This window comes from Pannonibacter phragmitetus, assembly GCF_050510895.1.
In the GTDB taxonomy this organism is placed as follows: domain Bacteria; phylum Pseudomonadota; class Alphaproteobacteria; order Rhizobiales; family Stappiaceae; genus Pannonibacter; species Pannonibacter phragmitetus_B.
Map to the genome: position 1 here is coordinate 3,431,498 of NZ_JBNINT010000001.1, position 12,878 is coordinate 3,444,375.

Here is a 12,878-nt window from a genome sequence, read left to right on the forward strand (position 1 = left end):
TTCGGACGGGGAAAGGCTGACGGCACCGCCAGCCGGACGACAACGCACCCCAGCCAAGAGAACGCTAGGCTAATCATGCTTAACGATGTGTAAATACGAGGCAAACTGCAAGCGTATGGAGGCAGGATTTACCGGCTGAGCGCAAGACCCGGGCCTGACACCAGCCCATCAGGGCCCCTGCACCGCCTCGGACAAGGCAACGGCGTCCGCCTCAGGCAAGAGCCCTGCCCAGGCCAGCACATGCTGGATAAGTGCGATCTGCGCCTGCTGGCGCTGCCAGCGGTCCTCCGCCTCCCCTTCCTGCAAGAAGGGGCCATCATCCTGCCTTTTCGTCCCGCCGGCAGCCTTGCGCCGAAGCTTGCGCAGATAGGCCTTGCAGCGGGCCTCATCCGCCTGAAATGGCGCTAATGATACCGCATCACCCTCACAGCGGCGCAGCAGCGCGTCCGCCGCCGCCGCCAGCTCGGCCAGAGCCGCAGGGTCTGGTGACGTCTCAGCAGTCAGAAGGCGTGCCAGATGCTTCATGGCGCGTGAAGCGGCCTGCAGCCGGGCTGCCCGGGCCGGATAAGCGGGGCCCATCGCCTTGCGAAAGACCTTGAAGCACCAGCGCGCTTCCCTGAGCTCCCGGCGCGCCGCAGCAATGGCATCGCGGCCCGGCAGGTCCTTCAGGGCCGCCCGCGCCGTGATCACTCCGTCAAGAATCATCGCCCGCAGAATAACGCCCGTCGGCGCGCCATGGGGCGCTGCCAGCCCGTTCTGCGGACTTCCGGTCGAAAGATAAGTTCCACCTGCAACGCTTCGGGTGCGGTCCAGCATCAGGCCCCGCTCTCCTCTGCACTCTCCGGCATGGGCGGTACAGACGAACAGACGATGCCCGTGCCACGCAGGCCACAGTAGCCGTTGGGGTTCTTGGCCAGATACTGCTGGTGATATTCCTCGGCAAAATAGAACGGCACGCCGGTGGCAAGTTCCGTGGTGATGGCACGCGTATGCCCTGCCACCTTCAGATCAGCCGCATAGGCCGCGCATGAGGCCTGCGCCTCGGCCAGCGTGGCCTCGTCCGGCAGATAGATCACCGACCGGTACTGCGTGCCCACATCATTGCCCTGGCGCATGCCTTCGGTGGGGTCATGCCTCTCCCAAAGAGCTTCAAAAGCGAGGCCAGCGGCAGAACCTTCGGATCATGGACCACAAGCACCACCTCCGCATGGGCAGTGCGGCCGGTGCAAACCTCATTGTAGGTCGGGTTTGGCGTGTGCCCGCCAGCATAGCCGGCAGCAGTGACATAAACACCTTCAAGGCTCCAGAAGGCCCGTTCTGCCCCCAGAAACAGCCCATGCCGAAGCATACGGCCTGCATGCCTTCAGGCCAGGGGAGAGAGCGGACGGCCCAGCACGGCGTGGGGTTGCGTAAGGCGCACCGGCTCTGCCCGGCCCGGCAAGGCCTCGGCCGCCGTTGGCAGCACGAATTTCCGGCTCAGCATGGTCATGAAGGACATGTCTTGCACTCCCTGTGAGACAGATGGTGGCGGGCAGACGAAACAGGCAAGCCTTTCACGGCTTCAGATGAGCTCGCGGCGCGTGCGGGCTGAGCCTGCCGCGAGCAGCAGAAAGGCTGCAGGCATGGCCACCGCCCAGACCGGCAGGGACAAGACGGCGCCAATCACCCAGTCCCACGCCCAGGATCCCACATGGGTCACGACAGCCTTGCCGGCAAGGGCGAGGCTTTCAGCGGAAAACTCGGCCCAGACTTCGGCCAGGGGCGTGAAGGAAAATCCGGATGCAGCGACGGAACGGCTCCCATCCACCACCGCAGCGACCACGGCAACGCCAAGCAGAAAGAAACCACCCAGTCGCAATACCAGGCGCAAGAGGGCAAACATGCGTCCAGAGCCTCCAATTTCCACAGCCTGACACACCGGTTCTTCAGGTCTTGCTGACCCTCGTCCGGCCCCGGCAGCCAAGCCTCACTGCTTTTTTCAGATTTTGCCGCAAAAGACCATCCCGCAAAGCGGACAAGACCGCTACGGCAAAGTTTTCCCCGGCCCAAAACAGTTCTAAGCCCGCCCAAACACCTTCAAAAGACCGCAGTTTTCCGCCACTTTCTGCTAAACTCAGCCAAGCTTGGCTGTCCTTATGCGGCAACGCTCTGAAAAGCTGGAAAAAATTTGCCGCCGGTCCTTGCACTCCGCGTCCATCTGGGTATATTCCGCCCACTCCAAGCGGCAAGCCCGCTGCGGACGGACAGGTGGCCGAGTGGTTGAAGGCGCACGCCTGGAACGCGTGTATACGGGCAACCGTATCGAGGGTTCGAATCCCTCTCTGTCCGCCATTCTCTTTCAAGACAACCGTGATCAGCCTGCGTGCAGCAAAGTTGCTGCTGGCAGGATATTGTCTGCTCTGAGCATGATTCCTCATCGCATCTGTCTGCACACGCGCAAGAAGCCGCTCTTTCGATGCTTGAGCAGCTGCTGAGCCGGTATATGCCCAAGCTTTCTGCCGGTCAGGCTTTAGAGCTCATCCAGCGGAAACCTCGCAAGTACAGGCATGACCCGCAAGGGCCGCTCCAATCGCACAGCCCAGAGTATGATTATGATTTAAGCAGCCGGCAGCGTCGGTCTATGACGGCAAGCCGTCCAAAATGTCATTAAAGTTACATTTTAGCCTGAGATAACGACGCCATCAGATGAGAAAGCCCTCATCTTTGATAAGTTTCGTCATCTCAGGATTTAAAAATGTCGCAAAGTTTACTTTCTGGCACGCAGCGTCTTGCGCGGCTTGCCAGTGTTTCGCGTCTCACCCTTGCGATTTGCAGTGCCACGGTTGCAAGCCTTGCCGGGCCGGCACTGGCTGCAGATGGCACTTTCCGGCTGCTGACCTTCAACACGTGGGGCGAACGTTTCCGCAGTGATGTGTCGCAGATGTCGGATTTCTTCGCCAAAGGTCAATATGACATCATTGCCTGGCAGGAGCTGCGCACAAACAGCCCCTATGCCGCGCAAGTCCCACCCATGCTGCAGGGTCTTGGCCTCGGCACTTACACCAGCACCCAGACGGGTGACACCGGCATCACGTCGCGACTCACCGGCACTGCGGGCGGTGTGAATGGCAGCGGCACCCAGGGTAACCGCTTCAGCTTCATCCAGCTCGACGCGCAGAACATGCTGCCGCAGACAACCGTGGCCTCGGTTCACCTCGACTATGCGGACGAATCCGTGCGCCGCCTTCAGGAAGCGCGCAACCTGATCGACTGGGCCAAAACCGTGGATGGCCCGCTGATCGTCACGGGTGACTTCAACGCCGGTGACGTTTCCGAGCGCGGCCTGCATCATGTGGACCAGCAGAAGCTTCTGCTGCGCAGCTATCTGCGCTCCAACAACAGCTTCTATTACGACCTGCTGACCCAGTACGCGGTGGACCGCACGCAGCTGGACAGCTTCATCACTGCCAACAACGGCCGCACGCTGGCCAATTCCGACATTCCGGACACGATGTTCGTGCCCGAGACCTATGCAGTTGAAAACAACACGCCGCAGACGATGAACCTGCTGAAGAAGCAGTTCATGCTTCTGCAGAAGGCGGGCGAGCGTGAGCAGTTTGCCCCGCATGACCTGCGCGATGGCAGCACCACCTGGCCCAGCGCCGGAGAGGATGCGACCAACACCTGGCCGAGCTGGGACCGCGCCAAGATTGACCACATCCTTGTCTCCCGTCCCTTCGGTAAATGGTGGGAGCTGTCCAGTGACGCCAGCGACCCTTATGTCGGCGTCCTTGACAAGACAGGTTATGCCATCAACGGCACGACGCCGTTGAGCGACCACGAGCTGACCGCCCATGACATGAGGTGGGTTGGCCCGGCACTGCAAAAATACGCAGCAGGTCAGGGCGCGGCCGACAAGACCAGGCTTGTCTGGGGCACGGAAGCTGCCGTGTTCAACGAGAAGAACAAGGTCTTCTACCTGACGCGCAACAACATGCGCACCGACCTCTATCTTGGCCAGATTGCCGATGAGGACGGCATGCCGCTTCTCGCCAATCTGACGCTGGCCGAGAAGAAGACCCTGCTCGACTGCATGAGCAAGGATCCGCGCTTCCAGCAGGCAATCCGCGACTACTGCATCGACGATCACAGCTTCATCGGCGAAACCCTGGTCAAGAATGGTGGCACCATCATCGTTGACGAGGATGCAGCACTTGGCGGCTCAAACGCCCAGCTGCGCCTTGCCGATGGCCGCCTGCGCGTTGCGGGCACCAGCATGGGTGAACTGAACCGCGCCGTGGTTCTGGAAGGCACAGGCGGTGCCATCGATGTGGAAGCCGCTGGTCATTCGCTCACCATCGCCAGGACGATTTCCGGCTCGGGCTCCCTGACCAAGGAAGGTGCAGGACGGCTGAACCTCACCGGCGTCAACACCTACACGGGCGGCACCACCGTCGCCGGCGGCACCTTGTCGGTGAACGGCTCCATCGCCAACTCATCCCTGGTCACGGTTCTGGACGGCGGCACGCTTGGCGGCACCGGCACCACGGGTGCCCTGCGCATTGCAAGGGGCGGCGTCCTGGCGCCCGGCAACTCCATCGGCACGCTGAACGTCAATGGTGACGTGACATTCGATCCGGGCTCGACCTACCGGGTGGAAGTGGACCAGAGCGGCAACAGCGACAGGCTGGCAGCCACGGGCACGATCACCATCAACAACAGCACGCTGGACTTCGTGCCGGTCAACACCAGTATCGTGCCGCAGACTGCCTACACCATCTTCTCGGCTGCAGGCGGCATCTCGGGCACCTTCGGTTCCGTCACCTCCAGCTTTGCCTTCCTCAACCCCTATCTGACCTACACCGGCAACAGCATCAGCCTGCAGCTGCTGCGCAATGACGTGCGCTTTGCCGATGTGGCGGGCAGCGCCAACGGCCGGGCGGTTGCAGGGGCCATCGACGGCATGCGTACCAGCGATCCGCTGTTCAACACCCTTCTGCCTCTCTATGCCACAACGGCACGTGATGGCTTCCAGCAGCTTTCGGGCGAGTTCTATGCCTCCATGGCAGGCGCACTGGCCGAGGAAAGCCAGTTCAGCCGCGACGCAGTCACCTCCCGCATGCGGGCTCCGGCCTCCGGCTTCACGGACGGGCGCTGGCAGCCGTGGATGCAGAGCTACGGTGCCTTCGGCCGCACTGGAGGTGATGGCCTCGACACCCTGAAGCGGACGAGCGGCGGCGTGTTCTTCGGCACGGACATCGCGATCGACAGCACCACGCGCCTTGGCGTCATGGGTGGCTACGGCTACACGCACCTCACAAGCAAGGGCGTGGCGGCTTCTGCAGATGCCAACAGCGGGCTCATCGGCCTCTATGGTGCGACCGCTATCGACAAGCTGCGCCTCACCTATGGCTCCACCGTCTCCTTCTCCCGCGCCGATGCGGAGCGCACTGTTGCCTTTGGCAACTTCGCCAACAGCCTTCAGGCCAAGGTGAATGGCACCACCGCACAGGTGTTCGGTGAAGCCGCCTATGCCTTTGATCTGGAGAAGGTCACGCTCGAGCCCCTGGCAGGACTGGCCCACGTGCATGTGCACAGCGGCTCCTTTGCCGAAAGCGGCGGTGCAGCGGCCCTGTCCGGTTCAGCATCCGGCTATGATGCAACCTTCACCACGCTCGGACTGCGGGCCTTCACTGACCTGAAGCTGGGGAAACGCTGGCGCGTGTCTCCGCGGAAGCCGGCTGGCGCCATGCTTTTGGTGACAAGCCGCAAGCCACACTGGCGTTCGACCGCGGCAGCGCCTTCAGCATCGAAGGCGCAGGCGTTGCACGCGACACCGCGTTCATCCGGACGGGTGTGGATGTGAGCCTGCGGGAGAATGCGTCCCTGTCACTGAAATACACCGGGGGCTTCTCCTCGGAGGGCGGAACCCATGGCATCAATGCCGGTGTGAAGATCCGTTTCTAAGCATCCATCGGCCAGACATCAGTGCAGGGCGGAGAAATCCGCCCTGTTTGTTTTGCATTTTCACGCCCTCTGTCATTGCCTGTCCCAGTGCAGAAGGTTAGTTTTCGCCGCAACGCAGATGAACCCGGAACTATGTCTTGAAGGTCGGCAATGGATAAAAAGACCCGGCGGCAGTCAGAAATTCTGCTGCAACTTGAAAAGCTGCGTTACCTTTCGCTGGAAGACATCAGCCAGGCATTCAACGTGACCACCCAGACCGCGCGCCGCGATGTGCAGGAGCTGGAGCTGGCCGGAAAGGTGCGCCGGCTGCATGGCGGAGCAGCTCTCGCCCAGCCAGTCGATCCTCTGGTGCTGCGCGCCCGCCGGGTGGAAAATGCCGCGGCAAAAGCGCGTATCGGCGAGGCCGTGGCCCGCGGCATTGCGGATGGGTCAGCCATTTTCATTGATGCCGGGACCACCTGCGAGGCCGTGGCCCGCGCCCTGCTCAGCCACAAGGGCCTCAGGGTCGTGACCTATTCCCTGCGGGTGGCCACGCTGCTCAGTGAAGGCACGGATTTCACCGTGGCTGTGCCGGGCGGCTTCGTGCGGCAGGTGGATGCCGGAGTGTTCCGCGCCGAAACACCGGAATTCATTGGCCGGTTCAAGTTCGACTGCGCCGTCATTTCCGTCAGTGGCATCGATTCTGCGGGCGATATCGGCGACGACGACCACGCGGAAGTTGCCGCCGTGCAGGCCGCCATGCGCCAGTCGGAGCGTATCGTGCTGGCCGTGGACAACAGCAAGTTCGGCCGCCGCGCCCTCGTCAAGCTCTCCGGCCTCAACGGCATCCACGAGCTCGTCTGCGACGCCGAACCGGACGCCCCCTTGCGCGCCCTTCTTGACCAGGCCGCCGTCCAGGTCACCGTCGCCACGTAAGGGGCGCGGCCGGCGGCAACAAGCCCGCCGTTCAACGGCGGGCTCGCCGGGTCATTCGGCTGGCGCCGAGAAGAGCAGTCCGGAGGAACTGGAGCGGGCGGCGAGGGCCAGACCCGCGACCAGAAGCCACCCGGCGATGGTCGCCCCAACCCACAAGAGCGAACCGGATGGCGCGATGACGGCTGTCAGGCCCAATACGCCGATGACTGCCCGTGACTGAAGCGACAACGGCCGTCCGCACCACCCTCCGAAAGCAACGGCCCACAGTGCTGTGGATGCCAGGAGCGACAGGCCGCCCAGACTGATCTGGACTGCAGTGCCCTGCCAGAGGATTGCCGGGTCAAAGATGAAGCTGAAGGGCACGAAGAAGGCAACCAGCGACAGGCCAAAGGCGGAGAAGCTGGTTTTCATCACCGGCGCTTTGCCCACAGCAGCCGCGGCAAAGGATGCAAGGGCAACCGGCGGCGTCACCATGGACAGCACACAGTAGTAGAAGATGAACATGTGCGCCGCGAGGGGCGGAATGCCCAGATCCTTGATCGCCGGGACGAACAGCACAGCACCAATGATATAGGCCGCCACCGTCGGCAGGCCCATGCCCATGACGATACAGCCAAGCATTGCCAGAATCAGGGAGGCGAACAGGGAACCTTCTGCGACGGATGCGAGGGAGCCGGCAAACTTAAGCGCCAGATTGGACTGCACCGCCACAGCAATGACCACGCCGATGATCGCAATCGGTACGGCGACCTCTGCGGCCTGCCGCGGAGCTTCCCTGAGAGCATTGATCACAGCCTTCCAGCTGTAGCGCGTGTTCTTGCGCAGAAACGGCACCAGGAAGCAGGAGGCCGCCGCAACCACGGCCGAATAGGCCGCCGAGAAGCCGCTCATCAGCGCACCGACGAGGATCAGCGGCGGCAGCAGCAGGTGAAGGCGCGGGCCGATGGCCTGAGTTGCCGCAACTTCTTCCGCCGTCATCGCCCGCAACCCATCGCGGCGAGCCATCAGATCCACCACCAGAAGCAATGCAACATAGAAAGCCACGGCCGGAATGAGCGCTGCCAGAGCAACCTGTGCATAGGGCACATTCAGCATCTCGGCCATGATGAAGGCTGCCACGCCCATGACAGGCGGCATGATCTGTCCGCCGGTCGACGCAATGGCTTCGATGCCCGCAGCGCGGTGATCCGGAAAGCCCGTCTTCTTCATGAGCGGAATGGTGAGAACACCCGTCGAGACCACATTTGCCACCGCACTGCCGGAGATCGACCCCATGAGGGAGGAGGAAATGATCGCGGCCTTTGCGGTGCCGCCAGTGGCCCGGCCGGCCATTCGGATCGCAAGATCAATGAACAGCTGGCCGCCGCCGACAGCGGCATAGGCCGCACCGAACATAATGAAATAGAAGATGAAATTGACCGAGGTCGATGTGGTGATGCCCAGAACACCCGCCGTCGTCATGGTGGTGATTTCGATGGCCGCGTCCAGATCAAAGCCGCGGAAGGACAGCCATCCCGGCAGAAGGTTGCCCCAGAACGCATAGGCGATGAAGGCAAGCAGAACCCAGACCAGCACCATGCCGACCGCACGCCGCGCTCCTTCCAGAAGCAGCAGCACGAAGACACAGCCGGCGGCAATGTCCTGCGGCAGTACCGGCGACACATTCTCCATACGGGTGGTCAACCGGTCATACTCGACAAGGTAATAGGTGCCGACACCCAGCGTTGCCAGGATCAAGGCCGCATCCACAAGCGCCCTTGGAAAGGTGCTGCGGCCATCCTTCTGCAAGGGGGACCAGAGAAACAGCAGGATCAATGCAATGCAGACATGGGCGGGCCGCTCGAACAGCGGCTGCTGCGGCACAAGAATGATCCAGAGTTGAAACAGGATGAAGAGGACACCCAGGACGAACCGGGTAGAACTCACAGCCGAGCGGACAGACAGGGTTTGCATATTTCGAACCTCCTCCCAGGGCGCGAACAGACAGGCAGCCGGAGCCGAAGACCGGCACCGGCTGCGGCGGACTTACATCCAGCCGCGTTCCTTGAAGTAGCGGACGGCACCCGGATGAAGCGGGATGCCGACTGCCTCGGGCTTCCAGGCAGTCTCTGGCTTGAACTGCGCCCAGGCAGCGTGGGATTTTGCCAAAGTCTCTGCATTCTCGCAGAGAGTCTTGGTAATCAGATAGGCCTTCTCCTCATCGAGCGAGGCATGGGCGAGCAGCATGGTGCCGAGATTGGCACCGGCCGTTGCAACGCTCTGGCCATCGAACCACGGCCCATAGGTCCCTGCCGTCATGCCACTGGCCGTCATCACGTCCAGTGCCTTCTGCGGAATGTCGAGGAAGGCCATCGGTGTCGTCAGGGCCACTTCCGAAATGGTCGGATGCCCCTTGACCACGGTGTCGATGTAGATATCGGCACCGCCGTTGCGCAGAACATCGGGGATCTGCGGCGTGTCCAGCTGAACAATGTCACCGCCGTCCGCCTTGATCTTCTGCGCACTTGAGCCGAGCGCCTCGAGGATCATGTGTGCGGCGGGAACAGCGCTGGAGCCAGCCGGCTTCATCAGAATGCGAACCGGCTTGCCCGAAGCAAGAATGGCCTCAAGATCACTTGTGCCCATCTGGTCTACAAAGGCCTTGCGCGCAATCATGCCGATGTAGACATCGTTAAGCCCGCCCACCAGAGCCCGGATATCCGGTGCGGAAGCGCCTTCATAGACCGGGTTTCCATCACGCGCCCAGACTGCCGAAGCCACATTGGACAGGGCGATCTCCGCCTTGCCGGACTGCACGACCATGGGATTTGCCACCCCGCCGCCGCGCGCCAGCACCTCAACGGAATTCGAGCCAAGCACCGGTTCGATCATCTGCTCCAGAGTGGCGGCAAAGACATACCACGACGTGCCCTCGCGCATGGCGCCGATGCGGATGTCCTGGGCCTGAGCCAGCGATCCGCAAAAAACCGCTGTGGCAAGTGCCCAGGTGCCAGCCTTCAGGTACCTGCTGATGAAATTGATCATGTTTCCTCCTCCCTTGCTCCCCTGTGGCAAAGCCCCGCGCCTCACCGCGGGGGCTTTGTACCTTATTCTGCTGCCAGAAGCTGCTGGTCGACGCGGCCGATACCGGCTGCATCGAAGGCAGCGAAGATCTCCTGCTCTGCCTTTTCGCCCAGGTTCTTGAGCGGCTCGCGGATCGTGGCATGGTCAAGCACGCCGCGATGGACCAGGCCGAGCTTGAGCGCCACGGTGCCTTCCATGTGCGAACCACGGTGATAGACCGCGCGGGTGACGGGCAGAAGCTGCTCGAAGATCTTCCGGGCTTCCGGGTAGTTCTGTGCCTTGCCCGCCTCGATCAGGCCGATGAGCAGTTCCGGGGCAATGTTGCCATAGCCAACCAGAAGGCCGTCCACGTCGAACATCGTCGGCAGCAGCCATTCGTCATGGCAGGACAGGATCTGAAGATCCGGATTGGCCTTCTTCAGCTGGGGAATTTCAACGTACCAGCGCTTCATGTTGCGCACGCCGTTCTTCGTGGCCACAACACCTTCCTGCGTGGCAATTTCCAGCTGGGTGTCCAGATCATAGCTGGCTTTGGTGGCATCGGGGTACTGGAACAGGATTTCCTGCAGACCGGATTCCTCCCAGATGGCCTTGTAGCGGCTCTGCGGAGCGCCCTTCTGGTAGCCAAAGCGAAGCCAGCCATGGTTCGGATACACCAGAGCACCGGTCGCACCGGCGGCTTTGCATTTGCGGGCCTCGGCTGCTGCCACCTTGGTGCCTTCGCCAGTGATGCCGGCAATGATCGGGATCTGGCCGTTCACGGCCTCCACATAGACTTCGATGAGCTTCAAGCGCTCTTCCTCGGTCAGGAAGGTGCCTTCACCGGCATGGCCAAGGATCACAAGGCTCTTGACGCCCTTCATCGAGGCCAGCCAGCGGGCAATACGGGCATTGGCTGCGTAGTCGACGTTGCCGTCACGGTCAAACACGGTCACGGGGGCGGGGCTGAGGCCGCGCAGATCCATCGGGTTCATTGAGTTTCTCCTCCTCAGACTTTGCTGCAGACGGCCGTCCATCAGCAAAGGGAACGATATTGGGAACGTTCCCAATATCTGTTTGATCGCTGGTGCTGTCAAGTGGTAGAACGTCAAAATCCCGGCGCGAGGGACAGAGGGCGATTCGATGAAAAGTGACAAACGTGATGTGATTTCCCCTGTGCGCGTCACGATCCTTGATGTGGCGAAGGCTGCTGGCGTCTCGAAATCCAGTGTCTCCCGCTTCCTGGATGAGCGCATGCCGAAGTCGGACAGCGAGACGGCCCGAAGGGTGCGGCAGGTGGCGGCAGACCTTGGCTATGTGCGCGATGTTTCTGCCTCCTCTCTCCGCCGTGGCAAGACCGGCATGGTGGGCGTGATTGTTCCGCGGCTCACGGACACGGTGATGGCGATGGTCTACGAGGCCCTGTCCCGCGCCGCCGCAAGAGCTGGTCTTTTCACCATCGTGGCAACAACCGAAGACGAGCCCGGAGCCGACAGGCGCGCCGCCGACGCGCTGCTGCGGCGGGGCGTGGATGGCCTGATCCTGGCGACAGCGCGGGATGGAGAGGAACTGACCGGTGAGCTTATGGACCGGAATGTCCCTTTTGTGCTCACCCTGCGCACCAACGGGATGTGCAGATCCTCCGTTGGCGATGATGCCCTTGGCGGCTATCTGGCCACACGGCACCTGATCGACCTCGGCCACCGGCGGATTGGGCTGATCGCCGGCCCCGCCTTTGCCTCAAGCGCAAGAGGCCGCACCGAAGGCTACCGTGCCGCCATGGCAGAAGCAGGCCTTGAGGTAAATCCCGGCTGGGTAAGGGAATCGACCTTCGGCATTGAATCGGGCGGTGAAGCGGCCCGCGCACTCATGCAGCTGAGCGATTGTCCCACTGCCATTTTTGCGGTCAATGACAATACAGCCATTGGCGCCATGTCGGCCCTCAGCCGCATGGGACTGTCCGTGCCAGGTGACGTCTCTCTCGCGGGCTATAATGACATTCCGATCGTCAGCCATCTGCCAACGCCGCTGACATCAGTCAAGGTTCCCTTTGACCAGATAGCCACAGTCGCATTCGAGCTTCTGGCCGCTGAGGACCTGAAGCCGCAGGACCTCATCCGCATGGCCACCCCAACCCTGATCCCCCGCAAATCAACCGCCCCTGCGCCGCAAGGCGGCAAATGAACTGCGGCAATATCGGCGGCGGAGAGTACATAGGCGCACCCCCAGCCCTGCGCGTGGCGGCATACGCGTGTGCGGCGGAACGTGAGTGAAGCCGCCCGGCGCCAGGCCATGCGGTACTGAGGCCTCATGCCTTGAGATTATCCGGGCGCCGCACGGGCTTGGCCAACACCCGATGAGTAAGGCTCTTTTAGGTCTTGTCATAAATCTGGCTAAGGAAACGTAACAGGATTTACCTGCATGCCAGGCTCAACAATAACTGCCAGGTAACGTTGTTGTTTGAATCGAGCCCCTCAATATGCTGCACCGCATCCCTGCCAGATGCACTTCACCACCTGAGCCGAGGCCTTGAAGATGCTTGACCTCCGCCACACGATCTTTCACAACATTCTTGGTGCTCCAGCAAAGAGCGGGATGATCTGAGGAGAACATCACGCAAGGAGCGCATCTTTTTACATTCCGGACAGGTTCCGGACAGGAAAGATGCCTAATGATCCTGAGCCTTGCCGGGCTTCGGAGGAGAAACCAAGCACGGTGGCGCGCTTGCCACAGGCCATGACCGGCAGCGCTGTAACGCATCTACGGGAGGACTGAATGATCAAAGACCTGAACATCACGCGCCGTGTAGCTCTGGGGCTGGCGGCTGGCGCCATGGCTCTCGGGCTGGCAGGCCCGGCTGCGGCAGAGGTCAACTTCGCAGGCAAGACGATCGAGTGGATCATTCCGTTCTCCGCTGGTGGCGGCTCTGACACCTGGGCACGTTTCAATGCCCCCTGCTGACCAAGTACCTGCCG

General features: G+C 61.9%; 9 protein-coding genes, 1 tRNA gene and 2 pseudogenes. 5 read left to right on the plus strand and 7 right to left on the minus strand.

The features are described from left to right. Window positions 1-168 precede the first annotated feature (168 nt). The 4 genes and pseudogenes from ACQB61_RS16350 to ACQB61_RS16365 form a co-directional block, all read right to left on the minus strand. On the minus strand, window positions 169-816 hold the full coding sequence (locus ACQB61_RS16350) for a hypothetical protein (RefSeq protein ID WP_430513476.1): 648 nt from the start codon (window positions 814-816) through the stop codon (window positions 169-171). Continuing rightward, window positions 816-1,348 (minus strand): annotated as a pseudogene (gene msrA / locus ACQB61_RS16355) (peptide-methionine (S)-S-oxide reductase MsrA). Before msrA ends, ACQB61_RS16350 begins: the two are co-directional and overlap by 1 nt. Window positions 1,349-1,363: 15 nt before the next feature. Then, complete coding sequence (locus ACQB61_RS16360) at window positions 1,364-1,498, minus strand: hypothetical protein (RefSeq protein WP_430513477.1); 135 nt, start codon at window positions 1,496-1,498, stop codon at window positions 1,364-1,366. A 63-nt stretch (window positions 1,499-1,561) separates the two neighbouring features. Beyond that, entirely contained in the window at window positions 1,562-1,882 is a 321-nt protein-coding gene (locus ACQB61_RS16365) for a hypothetical protein (RefSeq protein ID WP_430513478.1), read from the minus strand. A gap of 359 nt (window positions 1,883-2,241) precedes the next feature. Between ACQB61_RS16365 and ACQB61_RS16370 the strand changes: the two genes are divergently transcribed. The 3 genes and pseudogenes from ACQB61_RS16370 (at window position 2,242) to ACQB61_RS16380 (ending at window position 6,861) form a co-directional block, all read left to right on the plus strand. Continuing rightward, window positions 2,242-2,331 (plus strand) — tRNA-Ser (locus ACQB61_RS16370). Window positions 2,332-2,734: 403 nt separating this feature from the next. Next, window positions 2,735-5,946: pseudogene (locus ACQB61_RS16375) on the plus strand (autotransporter domain-containing protein). Window positions 5,947-6,096: 150 nt separating this feature from the next. Continuing rightward, entirely contained in the window at window positions 6,097-6,861 is a 765-nt protein-coding gene (locus ACQB61_RS16380; protein ID WP_430513479.1) for a DeoR/GlpR family DNA-binding transcription regulator, read from the plus strand. A gap of 51 nt (window positions 6,862-6,912) precedes the next feature. Here the strand turns inward: ACQB61_RS16380 and ACQB61_RS16385 are convergent, their stop codons facing one another. The 3 genes from ACQB61_RS16385 to ACQB61_RS16395 form a co-directional block, all read right to left on the minus strand. Further along, window positions 6,913-8,814, minus strand: coding sequence for a TRAP transporter permease (locus tag ACQB61_RS16385; RefSeq protein WP_430513480.1), 1,902 nt, complete (start codon window positions 8,812-8,814; stop codon window positions 6,913-6,915). A 72-nt stretch (window positions 8,815-8,886) separates the two neighbouring features. Then, window positions 8,887-9,885 (minus strand): TAXI family TRAP transporter solute-binding subunit, encoded by a 999-nt coding sequence (locus tag ACQB61_RS16390; RefSeq protein WP_430513481.1) that lies wholly within the window; start codon window positions 9,883-9,885, stop codon window positions 8,887-8,889. Between the two features lie 62 nt (window positions 9,886-9,947). Beyond that, the gene (locus tag ACQB61_RS16395; RefSeq protein ID WP_430513482.1) at window positions 9,948-10,898 is read right to left on the minus strand and encodes a dihydrodipicolinate synthase family protein; all 951 of its coding nucleotides are present in this window, start codon (window positions 10,896-10,898) and stop codon (window positions 9,948-9,950) included. A 148-nt stretch (window positions 10,899-11,046) separates the two neighbouring features. Between ACQB61_RS16395 and ACQB61_RS16400 the strand changes: the two genes are divergently transcribed. Both ACQB61_RS16400 and ACQB61_RS16405 read left to right on the plus strand, forming a co-directional pair. Beyond that, window positions 11,047-12,087 carry a LacI family DNA-binding transcriptional regulator gene (locus tag ACQB61_RS16400; RefSeq protein WP_430513483.1) on the plus strand — a complete coding sequence of 347 codons (1,041 nt, stop codon included), beginning with the start codon at window positions 11,047-11,049 and terminating at the stop codon, window positions 12,085-12,087. Window positions 12,088-12,678: 591 nt separating this feature from the next. Further along, window positions 12,679-12,864 (plus strand): hypothetical protein, encoded by a 186-nt coding sequence (locus ACQB61_RS16405; protein WP_430513484.1) that lies wholly within the window; start codon window positions 12,679-12,681, stop codon window positions 12,862-12,864. Window positions 12,865-12,878 lie beyond the last annotated feature (14 nt).